The organism is Acinetobacter sp., assembly GCF_050285345.1.
In the GTDB taxonomy this organism is placed as follows: Bacteria; Pseudomonadota; Gammaproteobacteria; order Pseudomonadales; family Moraxellaceae; genus Acinetobacter.
Map to the genome: position 1 here is coordinate 30,747 of NZ_JBLZXR010000115.1, position 18,865 is coordinate 49,611.

Here is an 18,865-nt window from a genome sequence, read left to right on the forward strand (position 1 = left end):
TGTTTAGGAATGAACTTTAGATCGAGATGTATATAATTGATCTAACACAATAAATACTGCTGCTGCAATCACCAGTGCAAGTCCTGTGAAACATGTAGTAATCCAACCACCATGATGCCAAGCAAAGACCCCTAATGCAGAACCGCAGGCACCACCAATAAAGTAAAAGGTCATGTAGATAGAGTTAATTCGCGAGCGGGCAATCGGGTTGAGCCGAAAAATAATATTTTGGTTACAGCTATGCACCATAGCAAGGCCTAAGCTAATCAGCCCATAGCCTAAAATATAAAAAATTAATACCTGTCCACCGAGATAGAGCAAACCCCAACTCAAAGCTAGAATACTGCAACCGAACCATGTCAGCATTCGGCTATAGCCTCGATCTGCCCAGCGACCAATCAATTGGGTTGACAGCGCACCGAACACGCCGACCAAAGTCACAATCCCGACCCAGACATCTGCCAATTCAAAAGGGGGCTGAGTTAACAGTATGGCAATGGTGGAAAACAGCATACTCATTGCCGCAAAAACACAGCCACCAATCAGGGAACGATAAATCAAGCGAGGCTCTTGTTTGAGGAGTTGTCCCATGGATTGAAAAATCTGGAGATAGTGCATGCGGGTAATACTGACAATCGGCAAACGACTTTTGAGCAAGACCGCTAAGATCAACATTAAAACCGCACTCAGCACATAAATGGATTTCCAATGAATCAGATTGGACAGCAGCCCAGAAAGGCTGGTTGACAACAAAATACCGACTAAAAGTCCACTCATTAAAAAGCCCACGACCGCCCCAATTTTTTCAGGCCGAATGGCAACAGTGACCAATGGAATCAGTACTTGAGCTGCCACGGAAAATAAACCAGTAATCACCGTCCCGATCCATAACATATAAATATTGTTGGAAAGTGCACATAACCCTAAACCAAATGCTGCACCGAGCATGAGGATAGGGATAAATTTGGCCTTATTCACCGTATCCCCAAGCGGCACAATAAACAGTAAGCCCAGCGCATAGGAAACCTGAGCAAAGGTGACCGTGAGTGCAACTTGAGATTGTGGGATCTGGAAGCTCTGTTGAATGGATGCAATCAGGGGTTGGCAATAATAATTGGCACCAGCACATAAACCGCATGCAGCAGCCATCAGCCACAAAAGTGCTTTGTTGTGACTGATGTCGAGAGAAGCATTCATCATTTTTCCAGATTGAGCTAGAGAGGACAACCTTTACAGGTTGATCTCTATGACAGAGATTGGTGCCACTATAAGAAAAAAATCTCCAGTCTTAAAGTATTTCTCTGTGAAAGTATCTGGATGACCGATTGTAGTGTGAATTAGGAGGATGTACGGGTTTGATGAAATGATGTTAGCGGTATTTAAAAAAAGGAGAATTTATATGAAAAACTTCTAAATAAGCAGAGGGACAATTTCTCAAATTGATTTGGTTGGAATGAACAAAGACCGTGTATTGTTTGAAAATGAGCCAAATTGCCGCAACACATTATTCTTTTATAAAATAACTGATCGAGTGAACCCATGTTTATCTTTAAATTGAATATATAAATTTGCACCAAAAAGAAGCATAAGTGGTTTTTAAAACCGAAATATTCACGGTTAGTATCATGATGCTAAATGTTGTCGAAATTTTTTTTAAATCTCAAAAAAATAATTCTGGGGTTTCTAGAGAAGATTGCCGATCAAGAACAGTGACTGCAATGAAACGTGGGTCGCTGCTGCAAGAGCATTTACTCGTGCTTTAATTTTTCTGTCCGTTTAGGGTAGAAACTGATCTGTTCCTACATGAGACGTTCGCTTTGAAAATGTCAGAAAAGCCAATTCTACACTGCTTTAAAACTTAAAATGCAGTGTGACAGCACTTTGCGCGGATTTGAGCTGTTAGTTTTCAGCAAATAAATCTCTGCATCATTGTCAAAATCATCAACTGCCATGTCAATTGGGTTGGAGATATTAATAAAAACTGATGATTAAATCATCTTTGTATTTGTATAAGTTATATAACCCATAAAAAAATGTATATAAATTAAACGTTAAATCAGGATATATGAAATATTGCCGCATTATTTTTATGAATCATGAGTTCAAAATATAGATATTTATTAAATAAATAGTGGGTAGTATTTTAGCAAAGTTCAATTAAACTCCAAAAATTGTACAAAAATACATCCTGAGGGGAGACATCGCAGGCTGCGATGTTTACTTAAGAAAAATTAGCTTGAGGAACGCTCATGCAGATCGGAATTCCAGCCGAAACTGTTGTCGGTGAAAATCGCGTCGCTGCGACGCCTGAAACAGTAAAGAAGTTGATCAGCGCTGGTCATAGCGTAGTTATTGAACGTGGAGCAGGGGTTAAAGCTGCTTACATCGATAGCGCCTATGAACAAGTTGGTGCCAAAATTACGGATGATGCCTATACCGGTAGTCAAATTATTTTGAAAGTTCGTGCGCCAAAAGGTGACGAAATTCAAAAGCTCGCAGCGGGAACCACCGTTGTTGGCATGTTTGATCCATACCGCAACACCGAACTTGACCAATTTGCGTCACAAAACGTGTCTGCATTTGCCTTGGAACTTTTGCCACGTACTTTATCGCGTGCGCAAAACATGGATGTGCTTTCTTCTCAAGCCAACCTATCTGGTTATAAATCGGTGCTTTTGGCCGCAGCAGAATATCAACGTATGTTCCCAATGCTGATGACCGCGGCAGGTACAGTAAAACCTGCACGTGTGGTGATCATGGGTGTGGGTGTTGCAGGCTTACAAGCAATTGCCACAGCAAAACGCTTGGGGGCAGTGGTTGAAGCAACAGATTTACGCCCTACAGCACGTGACCAAGTTGAATCTTTAGGTGGTAAGTGGTTAGACGTACCAATGTCGCCTGAAGAACAACAAAAAGCCGCAGATGCAGCGAAAAATGGTTATGGCTGGATGCCGGGCGAAGACTACATCCGCGATCAAGCGATTATTGTCGATAAAGCCGTATCAAATGCCGACATCGTGATTACCACAGCATTGTTACCGGGTCGCGATGCGCCACGTTTAATCAAAGCTGAAACTGTAGCGAAGATGAAACCAGGTTCTGTCATTTTAGACATGGCGGTTGAATCTGGTGGTAACGTTGAAGGTTCTGTATGTGGTGAAAATGTCGTGACGGCCAATGGTGTAAAAATTCTTGGTATTCCCAATATTCCTTCGACAGTTTCGACCGAAGCGTCGGCTCTGTATGCGCGTAACGTACTGAATTTCATTGATACAATGTTTGATAGCGAAAAGAATTTCGCAGTTAATCCTGAAGAAGAAATTCAAAAAGCACTACTTGTCACTCATGGCGGCCAAGTGCTGCTGAAACGTGGTTAAGGAGAATCATCATGGTTGAAACGATTACTATTTTTGTTCTAGCAATTTTTGTTGGTTACTACGTGGTTTGGGGCGTAACGCCAGCACTACATACGCCTTTGATGGCGGTGACCAATGCATTGTCTTCGATTATTGTCGTTGGTGCGATGATTCAAACGGTCGGTATTCCGGGCATTGTGGATGCAAGTGTTCAATTTCAAAGCATCAATGTAGTGAGTGTTTTGGGTGCGATTGCGGTATTCCTTGCAAGTATTAACATTTTTGGTGGTTTCGCTGTAACGGCGCGCATGTTGGAAATGTTCAAACCTAAGCAAAAGAAAAAAGAGGGCTAATTGATGGAATTTATTCGAGACTATGCGGATTGGTTCTACCTGATTGGTGCCGTTCTCTTTATCTTAACGTTACGTGGTTTATCTGGTCCTAAAACTGCAATTGCAGGTAACCGTTACGGCATGATCGCGATGGCAATTGCTGTCGTGACCACATTCTTTGTTGCTGATCATCCTGTGATTTGGATGATTGGTGGTGCGATGGTACTGGGCGCAGTTGTGGGTATTGCACGTGCAAAAACGGTCCCAATGACGCAAATGCCTGAAACTGTGGCATTGATGCACTCATTGGTCGGTTTGGCAGCGGTATTGATTGCAATTGCTGCGATTCTACACAATAACCAACTGACGGCTTTATTTGCTGAAAATGAAGCGGCATTAACGGCTGTTGGTGTTGAACATGCACACATGAGCAAAGTTCATTTATTTGAATTGTTTGTGGGCTGTTTTGTCGGGGCGATTACCTTTACCGCATCCGTATTTGCTTATGGTAAGTTGGCTGCAAAAAAATGGGCAAAAACCATTTCGGGTGGCTGGGTAAAACCAGTTCAAGCATTGATTTTCCTTGCAATGTTGGCATGTGGTATTTATTTCTTCACCACAGGTAACATGAATGCATTCTGGGCAATGACTGTACTTGCGTTGGCATTTGGTTGGGTATGGATTGCGCCAGTTGGCGGTGGTGATATGCCAGTGGTAGTGTCACTACTCAACTCATTCTCAGGATGGGCTGCGGCAGGGATTGGCTTCACTTTAGAGAACAACATGCTGATCGTTGCGGGTTCGCTCGTGGGTTCATCAGGTGCAATTCTGTCTTATATCATGTGTAAAGCCATGAACCGCTCAATCATCAACGTTTTGTTTGGTGGTGCCATGGGTGGTACAGCCGTGGCTGCTGCGGATAATGGTGAAAAAGCACAGCGTAATCACCGTTCTGGTTCAGCAGACGATGCGGGCTTCTTGATGTCAAATGCCGATAGCGTGGTGATTGTACCGGGTTATGGCATGGCACAAGGCCGTGCGCAAAACGCAGTGAAAGAATTGTGTGAAATCTTAAAAGAACAGGGTGTAAAAGTGCGTTTTGCGATTCACCCAGTTGCAGGTCGTATGCCGGGTCACATGAACGTATTACTGGCAGAAGCAGACGTTGCGTATGAAGATATTCTGGAAATGGATGAGATCAACTCAGACTTCCCTGCAACAGATGTGGTACTGGTGATTGGTGCGAATGACGTGGTCAACCCTGCGGCAAAAGATGATCCTAGCTCACCGATTTATGGCATGCCAATTTTGGAAGCACATAAAGCACGTACCATTATGGTGATCAAGCGTTCTATGGCAACCGGTTATGCCGGCCTAGACAATGACTTGTTCTATAATGACAAGACCATGATGATCTTTGGTGATGCGAAGAAAGTGGTAGAAGACATGACCAAAGCCATCAATGGCGGTGGTCACTAAGAACTATTTTCCAAGTTCCTCTTTATAAACGAGGGGCGGAAGAAGATTAAAAACCACCTTCGGGTGGTTTTTTATGCCCTTCAAATGATCAAGCTCAATAAGTATTCATTATCAAAGCGTAAGAACAGAAAAAGCTCTAAATCTTTGATTTTAAATTTGATAAGCAACGCGATTGCATTTGAGTTGTCTTGGTGTGGTTGAGATTTAAGTTGGTTCGCTTAAATGTTAAGATTGTGCGACTCTCTTATGAGCAATACCATGTATTAAAAATTAATTTGAGCACATAAAAAAAGCGACCTATTTAGGTCGCTTTTTTGTGGAAGCTTAAGCTACAGTTTCTGGAGCTGTACGCCATAAGCTTTCGAGATCATAGAATTTACGTGCTGTAGGTAACATCACATGTACCACTACAAAACCGAGATCAATCAGGATCCATTCTGCATCACGTTCACCTTCAACGCCAATCGGGCGGAATCCAGCTTTACGTGCTTCTTCTGCCACGTTGTCTGCAAGAGACTTAATGTGACGAGTTGAAGTACCACTCGCAATTACAATCGCATCTGCTACGTTGCTGATTGTGCTGATATCGAGTTCAACAATATCTTTGGCTTTTACATCTTCAAGTGCTTCACGTACAACAGCTAAGCAAGCCTGTAAATCTTTAACTTTCATCGTATTTGCGAGATCGTGAGAATTAGAAGCGCTGGGCGATGGTTCTAAATTCATAGAGGGTATGATTTCCTGACAATTTTACATGTTCTAATATAGCGGTTTTATTGCTGAATTTCAAATCAACAAGCTTGGGATTGAAAGCTTAGTTTGGGAAGTACTTGTCTTTCCACGCAAAAGAATACGACGAGTTGGTTCGTGGCCGATATTCGGCAGTAACATAACCGTGATAATCGCTGTGTTTTAGCCATTTAAAAATATCTGCAAATGGGATTTGTGCAGAATCGGGTTCATGACGGCCCGGGCAGTCTGCAAACTGTATATGTCCGATATCATGGATATTTTCAGCTAAAGTGCTCAAAATATCTTCGCCCATCATCGCCATGTGATAGCAGTCATATTGTATCTTTAAATGAGGGTGTTGCACGGCTTCTAACATTTCCTGTGCTTGAGCAATGTTCTGCACCAAAAAGCGTGGCATATCTGTGCCATTAATCATTTCAAATACCGGTTGAATATGATGTTCAGACAACATGTGACAGGCTAATTTTAGGTTGGTCGACAAGGTATTTAAGCAAGGTAGAAGGTCGGCATCTTGTGGTTGTTTACCGGCCAAAATATTGACACTGGGCACATTCAATGCGGAGGCATAGCGGATACACAATTCAAGTGCTTGATGAAACTCATTTTCACGTCCCGGTACACCAGCAAGTCCATCACCACCTTGCATTAAATCACCCGCGGGTACGTTAATTAAGCAAAGAGTTAAATCATTGACGGTAAGTTGGGTTTGAATCTGCTCAATGCTCAGTTCATAGGGAAACTGAATTTCGACATGACTAAATCCATGTTCACGCGCCAAGCGAAAGCGTTCGAGCAGCGGAACCTCAGTAAAAATCATGGATAAATTGACCGCGAGCTGAGTCATGCACATCTTCCTTGTAGCAATTTGAATCTAAAAATAAACGAGTACTAGTGTTTTTCGACATGTTGAATGACAGTTGCTAAATCCTTTTCTGCAAAGCCATTGTCCTGATGGGCTTTGAGTTGAGATAAAGCTAAACTGGCAACAGGAATCTTGAGATCAAATTGTGCAGCCAATTGCACCGCATTATTGAGATCTTTTGCAAGGGTCTGAACTTTCCATTGCACCGGTTCAAAATGATGACTGGCCATGCGAGGAGTTAAAATCTGAAACGGTTTTGAATCGGCAAAACCACCGGCAAGGGCGGGGGCCAGTAAGCTGGTATCGACACCAGCTTGTGCAGCCAGTGCAACCGCTTCTGCAATTAAGGTGCTGTTTGCAGCGACAATCAGTTGGTTGCAGATTTTAGTGGCTTGGCCCGTACCTGTTTCACCCATACGTGTGACACGCTGTGAAAGCACGTTGTAGATCAGGCTTAAATCTGTAATGGTTTGTGCATCACCGCCGGCAAATATGACCAATGTTCCTTGCTCTGCACCCGCAGTTCCCCCTGACACAGGAGAATCAATCCACGTTACGTTCTGTGCTTGCGCCAGTGCGGCCAATTGCGTGGTTTGATTCACGGATAAACTAGAGAAATCCACGAGGATTTGACCTGCTTGTAAATAAGGCGAAATTTGTTGATAGATCGAATGAACCGCATGATCATCGGCTAAACAACATAAGATTACAGGATAGTCGGTAATATTTTTGAGTTTGAGCGCCGTTGCCCCAATGGCAATTAATTCATCGCATGCAGATGCAGTACGATTCCATACCGCGACCTCAAAACCGGCTTGAATCAGACGCGCTGCCATTCGGCTGCCCATCAGGCCCATACCAAGGAATGCAATTTTTGTATTACGATCAAAAGCCATATGCGGTACTCAATCTATCCTGTCGGTCTTAGTTTACTTGTATTGACGAGGCAAAAACTGAACCTCAGGGTTCTTGTCTTTTTTACGTGCCAATTGGCTGTTTTTGCCCAGTAATAATTTTAATTGCCACATTTTTTCCAAGCGGAGTGAATGATTTGGACTATGTTCCATCGCATCCAGAACTTGTTTGGCTGCAGCCAAAGCATCGGGTGAACGTTGGCTCAGTTCTTCGGCGAGTTGTTGAGCTTGGAGCAAAGGTTGTTCATTTAAATGTGTCACCAGACCAATATTTTTGGCATATTCAGCATCAAAAATTCGTGCAGTCAGCGTTAGCTCTTTTGCTAGATCCAGCCCAATCACACCTTTAAGTGAGCGTGTCAGTCCCATGTCGGGCACTAAGCCCCAACGGCTTTCCATGATCGACATTTGCGTTTTGGGATGAGCAATACGAATATCGGCTGCAAGAGCGAGTTGCATACCTGCACCAAAACAAAAACCTTCAAGTGCTGCGATCACCGGTACAGGCAGTTGTTGCCAAATCAGGAAGGCTTTTTGAAATAGGCTTTGGCCTGGTTTTAACAATTCCCAAGCGGCATAGGCGCGGTTTTTGGGATTATTCAGGTCTGCTAAGTCAATGCCTGCACTGAAGACGTTTGCTTCACCGGTTAAAATCACACATCTTAAACTACGGTCTTTTTTCAGTTTTTCTGCAGTGCTGACCAGTTCTTTTAACAAGGCAAAGCTCATCGCATTGCGCTTTTCTGGGCGGTTCAGATAGACCGTTGCAATGCCATTATTTTTTTCTACACGTAATAAAGCCATGGAATTTACTCTTATTTTTTCAGCACCGAGCATAGCATGCAGTGTTTTAGGATACATGACAGCGCAGTCACAACAGAAGATGGGCGGCGCTGACTTTGGTCGAGTTGAACTTAATTATTTTGTTTCAATAAAATTTGCTGTGCAGCATGTTCTACTTGAGCCATCACATCCTTTAATTCATCAAAACGTTTTAAGGTTTCTTGTATAAAAGCTTCATCGGCTTTGCGGCGCTCCTTACGCAAGGTGGAGACAAATTGTTCAAAATGCCCAGAAACCTGTTGTAGGGTGGGGGCACCGACATAGCGGGTTGCGCCATATAAACGATGCAGCACATGTTCTAATTGTGGGAAATCTTCATCCTCAATTAGTTGCGCCATTTCATTCAGTTCTTGCTCAAAACTATCGACCAACATTTTGAGTAAATCGACTGCGAGATCTTCTTTATTGGCAGCCAATTGCAAACTTTGTTGCCAATCCAAAATACTTGGTTCGAGTGCCTCAATCACCGTTGTGCGTTCAATCACCTGCGCCTTTTTGAAGTTTTCTGTGGTCCACTGGGTCAGAATTTGAATAATCTGTTCCATCTGGATTGGCTTGGTGACATAGTCATCCATGCCGCTTTGCAGTAGTTTTTGCTTTTCATCCGACAGGGCATGCGCTGTTAAAGCAATAATCGGCAGACGTTTATGTTCTTCAAAAGTGGATTCAAGCGAACGAATGGCGCGAGTGGTATCGATTCCTGACATGACCGGCATCTGAATGTCCATAAAGACTAAATCAAAGGCTGTCAAAGCTTGTTCATGACGGCCTTGAATAATTTCAATGGCTTCCTGTCCACTGAGGGCTTTGGTGGTTTTAACATTCAGTTCAGACAGCAGTGCTTCAAGGACGATTAAGTTCGGTAAATGGTCATCCACCGCCAAGACATGCAAACCTTGACCATTAAATTCCTCATGTTGTTCATGATCAAACCATGGCTCATTACTCAGCAGTTGAATGAGTGCGGTGCGACTGAGCGGTTGATGTAGCGGACGTGCGCGGAATTCATTCAGCATATTCGGGTCAAGCATCATTTGGTAGCCATAGACCGCCAAATTACCGCTATAACGGGTACGGATTTCTTTGAGCAAGGCTTCAGAATCACCACTGTGATCGACAATCAACCATGTGTTTTCATCGGTTTTTAGCTGATTGAGTCGGCTGAATAAATCCAAAATCGACTGTGTTTCAATATGGTCAACATCATAGTTTTCTAAGTAATGACGTAGCACATTGGCCGTTGCAGGATGCGCCAAATAAGACACCACTTGCAGATTGCTAAACTGTGGATGCGCGATTTCAATTTCATCATCCACCACAAAGCGTGCGGTAAACCAGAAGGTAGAACCTTTTTCTGTCGGTGCACGTTCTTGGTTGTCTTCAAAACCAATTTGACCATGCATAAGGCTGACCAATTGTTTGGAAATGGCAAGCCCGAGTCCTGTGCCGCCAAATTGACGAGTAACCGAGGCATCGCCTTGGGAGAAGGATTCAAACAGTTTTTTACGGTCGGTGCCGCTTAAGCCAATACCGCTGTCCTGTACGCTGAAGTGTAATAGACACTGTCCAATGTCATCGTGTTCCATGCGGACGCGCACAATAATTTCACCATCTGGAGTGAACTTAATGGCATTGGAGGTTAAGTTGGTCAAAATTTGCTTAAAGCGCAGTGCATCACCAACCACAAATTTCGGTACATTGTCGGCATAGTAGAAGGTCATGTCGATGTGTTTTTGTGCGGCTAGAGGCGACAACATATCCATTACATCAAACACGGCTTCTTCTAAATCAAATTCAGCCGTTTCAAGCTCAAGTTTCCCAGCATCAATTTTAGAAAAGTCTAAAACGTCATTAATCAGTGCCAGTAGGTGAGCGGAGGATTTACGAATGGTTTGTAAATACAGATTTTGCTCATTGCTCAGATTGCCTTGACGCAGTAACAGATGAATAAAGCCATCAATACTGTTCAGAGGTGTACGCAGTTCATGTGAAATATTGGCCAAAAACACCGATTTGGATTGGTTGGCTTGAATCGCTTGGTCACGGGCTTGACGGTAAGTGATGTTTTGCACTTCGAGAGTGTCGAGTGTGCGGCGTAAATCGTCTTCAGTTTGTTCGGTATGTTCGCGTAATTCTAAAAAGCTAAAGTGCAGACGTTTCACCACATTGGCAATATCACGCTGTAACAGGCGTAGTTCACCAGTACTGTTAATGATCATGTGCTGATCAAGCGTGTCAGCATTTAAGCGCTGTAACTGCATGCGAATTTCATACATTGGCGCAATCCAGCGACGCGAGTAAAAATTCAAACATAGTAAAAGTAATAATAAGGTCAGTAACCCTGTGGCAATCAAAACAATTAATACGCGATAGCGAGCAATTTGTAGCGGTTGATTGTCTACCTCAATGGCCAACCAAGCGGGGGATTGATTGGCATCACTAATTTTAAGGGCATAAACGTGATTTTTATTGTGTGCAATTGGGCCAACAAATGAGTTTTTACTGGTTAACTTCGGCCAGATATCTTGATCCTGAAAACCAATACTGAGTCGATCTTTGCCTGTAGGAGTTAAAATGGCAGCACGAATCAAATGCTTTTCATTCAGCATGTTTTGCATGGCATTACGCGCTTGATCAAACTGCCAAGGATACTGATTGAGTAAATCTATCGCAGATTCAGCAGTCGGTTGATAACGCGTTAAGATCGCCACCGCCATTTGGCGTTGTTGTGCTCTGGAAGCATTTGAGGTTTCAGTAATTACCAACGCTGCGCCGACACAGGCCAAAATGGTGATCGGCACAAAAATGAGTGCAATCAACTGACCATAAGCGTGATTTAAGTGTAGGCGTTTAAAAAGCTTTTTGTTGATATTTGACATGGTTTAAGCAGTTTATTCCTTATGCCACGAATATTAGCATGGATTATTTAAAACTGATTGCGCTTTAATCACTTTCACGAAAAAGCTGGTCAAATGGGTGCAGGCACAGGCATTTTTTCATACAATAGGCGCACCTCGATATAGGTGCACATAATGAGTAACACAACTCCTGATTTTCAAGCAGACGATTTTTTATTAGACCATTACGTCGGAAATACTCCCTTAGTGCGTTTACAGCGTCTGGCAAGTCACACTCAGGCAACGGTATTGGCCAAGTTAGAAGGCAACAACCCTGCGGGTTCGGTAAAAGACCGTCCTGCCTACAATATGATTATGCAAGCTGAAAAGCGTGGTCAGATTCAACCGGGTGATACGTTAATTGAGGCGACGAGCGGAAATACAGGAATCGCCTTGGCGATGGTTGCAGCGATGCGCGGCTATAAAATGATCTTGATTATGCCAGCCAGCTCAAGTCAAGAACGTAAAGACGCGATGCGTGCTTATGGGGCTGAGCTAATCGAGTCTGAAAATATGGAACAAGCACGTGACCTTGCGCTGCAAATGCAAAAAGACGGCAAGGGTTTGGTGCTCAATCAGTTTGGTAATCCAGACAATGTGGAAGCACATTACCTGACTACAGGGCCTGAAATCTGGCAACAAACTGGCGGTAAAATTACCCATTTTGTCAGCTCAATGGGCACGACAGGCACCATCATGGGAATTTCTAAATACCTAAAAGAGCAGAACCCTGAGGTTCAAATTATCGGTTTACAACCGTCTGAAGGTTCAAATATTGCTGGGATCCGTCGTTGGCCACAAGAATATCTTCCGACAATTTTTGATCCATCACGTGTGGATCGAATTATGGATATTCCACAAATTGAAGCAGAAAAAACTGCACGCCGTCTGGCGCGTAAAGAAGGCATCAGTGCAGGCACTTCATCGGGCGGTGCCGTATGGGCATCGGTAAAATTGGCCGAAGAAAACCCTGATGCGGTGATTGTCTGTATCGTCTGTGACCGTGGTGACCGTTACTTATCGACAGGGCTTTTCTCTGTTGTTGATCCTGAATAATTTGTGCTGCGATGCGGCATTGGTGAGTATAGATGCGTTTACCTGTTTTAACTTTTGATATCGAAACATTGACAGACTTAAAGTCTGGGGCGCATTTGTATGGTCTGGATTTGCCAGAAGAAGATCTTGATGTTGCACTGACCAAACTGCGTCGCCAAGAAGCAGGGACTGACTTTCAACGTCTGTCTTTGCATGAAATTGTCTGTATTTCAGGGCTTTGGATTGATGAAAATGGCATGAAGCTGTTTTCATTTAGCCGTGAGCAACATACAGAAGCAGAAATTCTGAAAAAATTTGTCTCGATTTTTGAAAAGCGTCACCCAACCTTGGTTAGTTGGAATGGTTCACAGTTTGATTTGCCCGTGATTTTGTTCCGCTGTATGTATCACGGGCTGTCTGCACCAAGTTTATTCGATCAGGGCGAGATTGATACGCAAAAGCGCTATAATAACTACCAGAATCGTTACCATCATCGTCATGTCGATTTGATGGATGTGATGGCGATGTTCCATGGCCGTCATTTTCAGAAACTGGATGATGCTGCACATTTACTCGGTTTTCCGGGTAAGCGCGGTGATGGTGGTTATCATGTTCCAGTCTATGTTCGTGAAGAACAATGGACCGAACTCACCAGCTATTGTGAGGGTGATGTGCTGAATACCTGGTTGATTTATTTGCGCTGGCTGTTACTCAAAGGGCAGTTACTGTTGAATGATCATCAGCATTTGATTCAAAGCACGATTCAATATTTACAGACTCAGCCGCAACACGCTGACTTTTTATCGGTATGGCAACAGACCTCACAACGTACCGAATTCACCCAATCCGATTTCCCATCTTCTACACATTAGGTCCGCATGAAACACAGAACCAAGCCCCAAAAAGCCCAACAGCCCATTTATACATTTCAGGTTGAGTCGCTTTCACATGAGGGGCGTGGTATTGCTCACTTTGGAACTGATCCTGCACATCCTGCTGAAAAGCACGGTAAAAAAGTGTTTATTCGTTATGCCTTACCGGGTGAAACGGTGCGTGCGCGAATTACCAATGTGGTGAAACGCTTGGAAGAAGCGGATAGTTTGGAGCTGCTCAGTGAACCATCTAGTTCACGGGTTGAACCGGCGTGTCCACACTATGGGGTATGTGGCGGTTGTAGCATGCAGCATATTCACCCCGACGAGCAAATCCGATTAAAGCAAAACGTTTTAAAATCGCATTTAGAACATTTTGCAGGGATACAGCCGGATGAATGGCTTGAACCGCTTCGTTCGCAGCGTGAAGACTATCGCCGTAAAGCGCGGATTGGCGTGCGTTATTTACCCGCAAAAGACCAATTGGTGGTGGGTTTTCGTGAAAGCCAATCGAATAAACTCACTTCGATTGACCGCTGCATGGTACTCGATCGTGAATTTGGTTCGATTACCCGTTTAAAGCAGCTTTTACAGGGCTTGCAAGGTAAAGCATATATTGGTCATATGGAATTGGCGATGGGGGATCAAGAGATTGCTCTGGTAATTCGTCATACGGCTGAACTTTGTGCAGAGGATGTCAACCAATTAATCAAATTTGCGTTACAGAAGGGATGGCAACTGTATCTGCAACCGGAAGGTCCAGACAGTCTGCATCGTGTGGATGATTCTGATGCCGCGATGCGTCTGCACTATGGTCTAAGTGACTTTCAGGTGGAATTTGGCTTTAATCCTCAAGACTTCACTCAGGTAAATTCAAGCATTAACCCGCAAATGGTGAAGCTGGCATGTGAATTGCTTCAGTTACAGTCGGGCGAGCGTGTTTTAGATCTGTTCTGTGGTTTAGGCAACTTTTCTTTACCATTAGCTACATGTGTAGGCACAAGGGGTCAAGTGGTTGCCGTTGAAGGAAGTGAGGAAATGGTGCAGCGTGGTGCGGAAAATGCGCAAAACAATGACCTTTCGCAACTTAAGTTTTATTCACAAGATTTAACAAAAGATTTTTCGCATCATTCTTGGGCAAAACAGGGATTTGATGCATTATTGATAGACCCACCGCGCTCTGGTGCGGAAGAAGTAATGCATTATGTGCCTAAATTTGGTGCAAAAAGAATCGTTTATGTGTCGTGTAACCCAGCAACTCTCGCGCGTGATGCAGGACTGTTGGTACAACAAGGCTACCGTTTGAAAAAAGCGGGTGTCATGGACATGTTTACCCATACAGGGCATGTCGAATCGATTGCTTTGTTCGAAAAATAAAATCAGATACACGATTAAAAGATATGAAGTGTAAAAAAGTAGGAGTAGGGTATGGTCACAGTACGTGAACAATTGCCTGGACGTCTCAATGAGTTGTCGCAGGAAACGACTGTAGAACATGCCGAACAAGCGCAGCATGACTTAGCCGAATGGCTTGAGCGTGTAAGCGGCATTTTTGACGGAGCTCCTTTGACGAAACTCAAAGAAGTTGCACATCTCACCTTACAGAAAGAACTTGAAACCACGGTCAATCATCGTTCGAATACCTTCTATACCGGTATTGAGATGGCGGATATTCTTGCCCATCTGTATGCCGACGAAGACACCTTATCCGCAGCGATGCTATATCGTAGTGTTCGTGAGGGCGTAACCAGTTTAGAAGAAGTCCAAAGTAAATTTGGCGACCAAGTGCATGCGTTAGTGAAAGGCGCGCTTGCGATGGGTAAGTTATCTGAGCTGATTGAACAGAATAAGCGTCTCGAAGATCATTTCAATAATAACCAGCGTGAACATTTAACCGGCATTTATAAAATGCTGATTTCGGTCACGGAAGATGTTCGTGTTGTATTGATCAAGCTGTCTGAACGTACTTATGCTTTGCGTGAACTGGCGAACTCTTCTAAAGAGCGTCAAGAGCGTGTGGCACGAGAAATTTTGACTATTTACTCACCACTGGCACACCGTTTAGGTATTGCGCAGTTAAAGTGGGAACTGGAAGATTTAGCCTTCCGTTATCTGGCACCTGAACGCTATAAAGAAATTGCGTCGTTACTGAATGAAAAGCGTTTGGAACGTGAACAATATATTCAGTTCGTCACGGATAAATTACGCAAAGAACTGCTTGAGCATGGTATTCATGCTGAAATTAATGGCCGAGTGAAACACATTTATTCGATTTATCGAAAAATGAAAAGTAAGAACCTGAGCTTTGATCAGCTTTATGATATTCGTGCAGTACGTGTTTTGGTGGATAGCGTACCTGAGTGTTATCACTCCTTGGGGATTGTACATCAAATCTGGCGTCATATTCCGCACCAGTTTGATGACTATATTACCAATCCAAAAGCCAATGGTTATCGCTCATTACACACGGCAGTCATTGCTGAAAATAAATCTTTAGAAGTGCAAATCCGTACCCGTAGCATGCATGAAGAGGCAGAGCTTGGGGTGTGTTCGCACTTCAATTATAAAGAAGGTTCGAAAACCACCGATTATTCATTTAATCATCGCCTCCATTCATTACGGGCGGTACTTGAACATTATCAAGAACGTAATGATGCAAGTGCGCATAAAGACTATGATGATTCTGAAAACTTTGAACAAATTCAAGAGTTCGAAGATTTTGAAAAAATCTATGTGTTCAGTCGCGATGGGGATATTAAAGAATTACCACGTGGTTCAACCGTGCTCGACTTTGCTTATCATGTACATACTGAAGTGGGGAACAAGTGTTATGCGGCGCGTGTAAACCAACGCTATGTACCGTTGACCTATACCCTGAAAACTGGTGAACAGGTTGAGATTTTAACCAAGAAAGATCGTGAGCCGAACCGTGATTGGTTGGTGAATTCACTGGGTTATATCAAGACTGCTCGTGCACGTGACAAGTTACGTCATTGGTTCCGTCAGCAAGACCGTAGTAAAAACTTGGAAGTCGGTCGTGAAATTCTAAATAAAGAATTGTCACGTTTGGCAATTCACCCGAAAAGTATTGACTTGAATGATTACTGCAATCATTTCAATGTCAAACTGGGTGAAGATATTTTGATTGGTTTGGTCAGTGGCGACATTAGCTTGCATGCACTGATTAATCAGGTCAACCGTCATATGCACCTCGATCAGGATGAACCTGAGCTGGTGTTGAAGCCAACGTTGAACCCGCGTGCAAGTCATACGCTGTCCGCTCATGGGATTTTGATTGATGGTCTGGATAATGTGGAACTGCACATTGCACAGTGTTGTCAGCCAGTGCATGGTGAGTCGATTGCGGGATATATCACCTTGAATCGTGGTGTCAGTATCCATAAAGTTGCATGTCCTGACTATATTCGGATGATTGATCAAGAGCCGGAACGTGCTGTTGAAGCTGACTGGGAAATGCAGCCAACACGCGGTCAAAGTGTACAAATTGTGGTGGAGGCTTATGACCGCCGTGGTTTGTTGAAAGATCTGACACAAGTCATTTTCTCTGACCAAATCAACATTCGTCAGGTGAATACGATTTCTGAAAACGATGGTATTGCCAATATGAAGTTGTTGATTGAAGTGAAAGGCTTGGCGCAGTTATCAAAACTGCTGGCACGTTTAGAGCAGCAACCGGGCATTATCAGCGCACGTCGATTGGTACAGGGTAGCTAATATTTTCCTGATTTAAATATTGAAATAAAAAGCCTGCTTCATGAACTGCACCCCGAAAGTTGGACACATTTAGTCTAATTTAAAGGGTGCTTTTCTATGGCTAAATATTCTCAAGAATTTAAACTTAAAGTTGTTCAAACCTACTTATCCAATAGTGTAGGATATAAAAAATAGGTGAACAATTTAATCTTTGTTATTCTACAGTTCAGAAGTGGGTAGCTGTTTACCATTCAATGGGTACAGAAGGCTTATCTGTTAAAAAATCAAAAAGCTCTTACAGTATTGATTTTAAATTAAAAATTGTTCTCAGTATTATTAATGATGGTTTTTCAAATAGAGAAGCTGCAAAGCATTTTCAATTGAGAGAGCATTTTATGATTAGTACATGGTTGCGCAAATATCAGGCGTACGGTATAGATGGCTTAAAACCTAAGCCCAAAGGACGGCTAAAACAGATGCCAAAGCCACAACGACCTAAAACTAAAACCTCACAAGAAGATCGTGATAAGACACAGGAACAACTGCTTGAAGAAATCGTATATCTATAGCTAAATTCTAAAAATATCAGCACGTAAAAATAACTGTAAAATTCCATTCTTTAAGGTCTTTTAGGTGTACTGAAGAGTTAAGTAATCAGCTATACGTTCGGAGAACGCTTATTTAAAAAGCGGAGAGCCTTAAGGTTGGAGCAGGAAGCAAAGGAAGCTGACGAACAGCAGTAGTTGCAAGACTGGTATCTGAATTAAGGCTAATCTACCCACTTAAACACCTATTACGTGTATCCAAATTAGCTCGAAGCGCGTATTTTTATCATCAACAGAAAGCGAAGCGTGATGATAAATATAGTGATTTAAAACAGTAAATAAAGTCAATTTATCATCAGCATAAAGGACGATACGGTTATCGCAAGATTACATTTGCCTTGAAGAGTTAAATACCCTTTATCTGTACTAAGCAAACCATGAATATTCTGTGTAATTTCAGGTGCAACATCTCGTTCATCGCAGTTTGCGGGAGCAAAAGTACAATCTGTAATCATTCCTGAGAAATTAATCACAATATGTCCTTTAAAACCATAATATTTTTCTTGTTTAGCTGCACAATAACTAAAACCTGCATGTTCTTTGAAGTTTTTATGTCTTTTTGCTCGGGCATAGCGACAAACAGGGATAGGAAAACCATCAATAAAATGAATGTTATCGTGCATAAAGGTTTTTCTAATCTTGGTCATAATTTGCTGATTGACTTGCCATAAGTTTGCACAATGTTTACAAAAATTAGGATATGACCCCAATTTTGGAAACCATTCTAAGTAATTGTGTATAAATATTTCCAGATATTTTTATCAGAATCCAATCCTAAAAATTCACCTATAGATAAATTCTAAAAATATTAGCACGTAAAAATATCTGTAAAATTCCATTCTTTAAGGTCTTTGGTGTACTGAAGAGTTAAGTAATCAGCTATACAATTTGTATAGTAATTATTTCAGTATCGGTTAAAGCTGGAGGGAATCCTCTTGTTCTTAATGGCTTTGTAACGATAAGTGAATAGCAAGAGTCTATGAATAAATACACAGAAATGATAAATTCGTAAATGGACATAACATGAGGTAGTTTTCTTAGTCGAAATCTAAATTGTGTTATGTCCTTTTTATTTCAAGAGTTTAGAAAGTTGAGATTCGCGTAGATATTGAAAAATATAAAAATATCAAGATATATTCTGTAAAAAAAATATGGGCGATGCTATAATCCGCGCAATTATGATACGCTTTTAGGCTAAGGAAA

The 18,865-nt window shown here is 42.6% G+C and carries 14 protein-coding genes and 2 pseudogenes; 9 read left to right on the top strand and 7 right to left on the bottom strand.

Annotated features, from left to right (window positions below; translation table 11 throughout):
• Window positions 1-3 precede the first annotated feature (3 nt).
• A complete protein-coding gene (locus ACN6OV_RS09710; protein WP_427952497.1) occupies window positions 4-1,197 on the bottom strand; it encodes an MFS transporter in 1,194 nt (397 codons plus the stop codon).
• A 1,052-nt stretch (window positions 1,198-2,249) separates the two neighbouring features.
• Between ACN6OV_RS09710 and ACN6OV_RS09715 the strand changes: the two genes are divergently transcribed.
• The 3 genes from ACN6OV_RS09715 to ACN6OV_RS09725 are packed head-to-tail and all read left to right on the top strand — an operon-like array spanning window position 2,250 to window position 5,167.
• Window positions 2,250-3,377 (top strand): Re/Si-specific NAD(P)(+) transhydrogenase subunit alpha, encoded by a 1,128-nt coding sequence (locus ACN6OV_RS09715; RefSeq protein ID WP_427952434.1) that lies wholly within the window; start codon window positions 2,250-2,252, stop codon window positions 3,375-3,377.
• Between the two features lie 11 nt (window positions 3,378-3,388).
• Window positions 3,389-3,709 (top strand): proton-translocating transhydrogenase family protein, encoded by a 321-nt coding sequence (locus ACN6OV_RS09720; protein ID WP_409510829.1) that lies wholly within the window; start codon window positions 3,389-3,391, stop codon window positions 3,707-3,709.
• Window positions 3,710-3,712: 3 nt separating this feature from the next.
• The gene (locus ACN6OV_RS09725) at window positions 3,713-5,167 is read left to right on the top strand and encodes an NAD(P)(+) transhydrogenase (Re/Si-specific) subunit beta (RefSeq protein WP_427952436.1); all 1,455 of its coding nucleotides are present in this window, start codon (window positions 3,713-3,715) and stop codon (window positions 5,165-5,167) included.
• Between the two features lie 324 nt (window positions 5,168-5,491).
• On the opposite strand, the gene rsfS is transcribed toward ACN6OV_RS09725, so the two are convergent.
• From rsfS to ACN6OV_RS09750, 5 genes are all read right to left on the bottom strand, one after another.
• The gene (gene rsfS / locus ACN6OV_RS09730) at window positions 5,492-5,893 is read right to left on the bottom strand and encodes a ribosome silencing factor (RefSeq protein WP_427952438.1); all 402 of its coding nucleotides are present in this window, start codon (window positions 5,891-5,893) and stop codon (window positions 5,492-5,494) included.
• A gap of 88 nt (window positions 5,894-5,981) precedes the next feature.
• A complete protein-coding gene (locus tag ACN6OV_RS09735; RefSeq protein WP_427952440.1) occupies window positions 5,982-6,764 on the bottom strand; it encodes a hydroxypyruvate isomerase family protein in 783 nt (260 codons plus the stop codon).
• A gap of 44 nt (window positions 6,765-6,808) precedes the next feature.
• Complete coding sequence (locus tag ACN6OV_RS09740; protein ID WP_427952442.1) at window positions 6,809-7,678, bottom strand: NAD(P)-dependent oxidoreductase; 870 nt, start codon at window positions 7,676-7,678, stop codon at window positions 6,809-6,811.
• A 33-nt stretch (window positions 7,679-7,711) separates the two neighbouring features.
• Complete coding sequence (locus ACN6OV_RS09745) at window positions 7,712-8,500, bottom strand: crotonase/enoyl-CoA hydratase family protein (protein ID WP_427952444.1); 789 nt, start codon at window positions 8,498-8,500, stop codon at window positions 7,712-7,714.
• A gap of 110 nt (window positions 8,501-8,610) precedes the next feature.
• Entirely contained in the window at window positions 8,611-11,418 is a 2,808-nt protein-coding gene (locus ACN6OV_RS09750; protein WP_427952446.1) for a GacS-like sensor histidine kinase, read from the bottom strand.
• A gap of 153 nt (window positions 11,419-11,571) precedes the next feature.
• Here ACN6OV_RS09750 and cysM point away from each other — a divergent pair, with 153 nt between their 5' ends.
• From cysM to ACN6OV_RS09780, 6 genes and pseudogenes are all read left to right on the top strand, one after another.
• Window positions 11,572-12,492 (top strand): cysteine synthase CysM, encoded by a 921-nt coding sequence (cysM, locus tag ACN6OV_RS09755; protein ID WP_427952448.1) that lies wholly within the window; start codon window positions 11,572-11,574, stop codon window positions 12,490-12,492.
• A 32-nt stretch (window positions 12,493-12,524) separates the two neighbouring features.
• Entirely contained in the window at window positions 12,525-13,343 is an 819-nt protein-coding gene (locus tag ACN6OV_RS09760; protein ID WP_427952450.1) for a 3'-5' exonuclease, read from the top strand.
• 6 nt (window positions 13,344-13,349) lie between these two features.
• Window positions 13,350-14,720, top strand: a complete 1,371-nt coding sequence (rlmD, locus tag ACN6OV_RS09765; protein ID WP_427952452.1) for a 23S rRNA (uracil(1939)-C(5))-methyltransferase RlmD — start codon at window positions 13,350-13,352, stop codon at window positions 14,718-14,720.
• 51 nt (window positions 14,721-14,771) lie between these two features.
• The gene (locus tag ACN6OV_RS09770; RefSeq protein ID WP_427952454.1) at window positions 14,772-17,078 is read left to right on the top strand and encodes a RelA/SpoT family protein; all 2,307 of its coding nucleotides are present in this window, start codon (window positions 14,772-14,774) and stop codon (window positions 17,076-17,078) included.
• Window positions 17,079-17,311: 233 nt separating this feature from the next.
• Window positions 17,312-17,626, top strand: coding sequence for a helix-turn-helix domain containing protein (locus ACN6OV_RS09775; protein ID WP_427952456.1), 315 nt, complete (start codon window positions 17,312-17,314; stop codon window positions 17,624-17,626).
• A gap of 91 nt (window positions 17,627-17,717) precedes the next feature.
• Window positions 17,718-18,009 (top strand): annotated as a pseudogene (locus ACN6OV_RS09780) (IS3 family transposase); the annotation flags it as partial.
• Here ACN6OV_RS09780 and ACN6OV_RS09785 read toward each other — a convergent pair.
• A pseudogene (locus ACN6OV_RS09785) lies at window positions 18,010-18,682 on the bottom strand (IS982 family transposase); the annotation flags it as partial. It lies immediately after the preceding pseudogene.
• Window positions 18,683-18,865: the final 183 nt, after the last annotated feature.

Coding starts and splice junctions, on each gene's coding strand:
- ACN6OV_RS09770 (WP_427952454.1), top strand. CDS start 14,772: ATGGTCACAGTACGTGAACAATTGCCTGGACGTCTCAATGAGTTGTCG.
- ACN6OV_RS09735 (WP_427952440.1), bottom strand. CDS start 6,764: ATGACTCAGCTCGCGGTCAATTTATCCATGATTTTTACTGAGGTTCCG.
- ACN6OV_RS09760 (WP_427952450.1), top strand. CDS start 12,525: ATGCGTTTACCTGTTTTAACTTTTGATATCGAAACATTGACAGACTTA.
- ACN6OV_RS09720 (WP_409510829.1), top strand. CDS start 3,389: ATGGTTGAAACGATTACTATTTTTGTTCTAGCAATTTTTGTTGGTTAC.
- ACN6OV_RS09740 (WP_427952442.1), bottom strand. CDS start 7,678: ATGGCTTTTGATCGTAATACAAAAATTGCATTCCTTGGTATGGGCCTG.
- ACN6OV_RS09775 (WP_427952456.1), top strand. CDS start 17,312: ATGGGTACAGAAGGCTTATCTGTTAAAAAATCAAAAAGCTCTTACAGT.
- ACN6OV_RS09750 (WP_427952446.1), bottom strand. CDS start 11,418: ATGTCAAATATCAACAAAAAGCTTTTTAAACGCCTACACTTAAATCAC.
- rsfS (WP_427952438.1), bottom strand. CDS start 5,893: ATGAATTTAGAACCATCGCCCAGCGCTTCTAATTCTCACGATCTCGCA.
- rlmD (WP_427952452.1), top strand. CDS start 13,350: ATGAAACACAGAACCAAGCCCCAAAAAGCCCAACAGCCCATTTATACA.
- ACN6OV_RS09715 (WP_427952434.1), top strand. CDS start 2,250: ATGCAGATCGGAATTCCAGCCGAAACTGTTGTCGGTGAAAATCGCGTC.
- ACN6OV_RS09745 (WP_427952444.1), bottom strand. CDS start 8,500: ATGGCTTTATTACGTGTAGAAAAAAATAATGGCATTGCAACGGTCTAT.
- ACN6OV_RS09725 (WP_427952436.1), top strand. CDS start 3,713: ATGGAATTTATTCGAGACTATGCGGATTGGTTCTACCTGATTGGTGCC.
- ACN6OV_RS09710 (WP_427952497.1), bottom strand. CDS start 1,197: ATGAATGCTTCTCTCGACATCAGTCACAACAAAGCACTTTTGTGGCTG.
- cysM (WP_427952448.1), top strand. CDS start 11,572: ATGAGTAACACAACTCCTGATTTTCAAGCAGACGATTTTTTATTAGAC.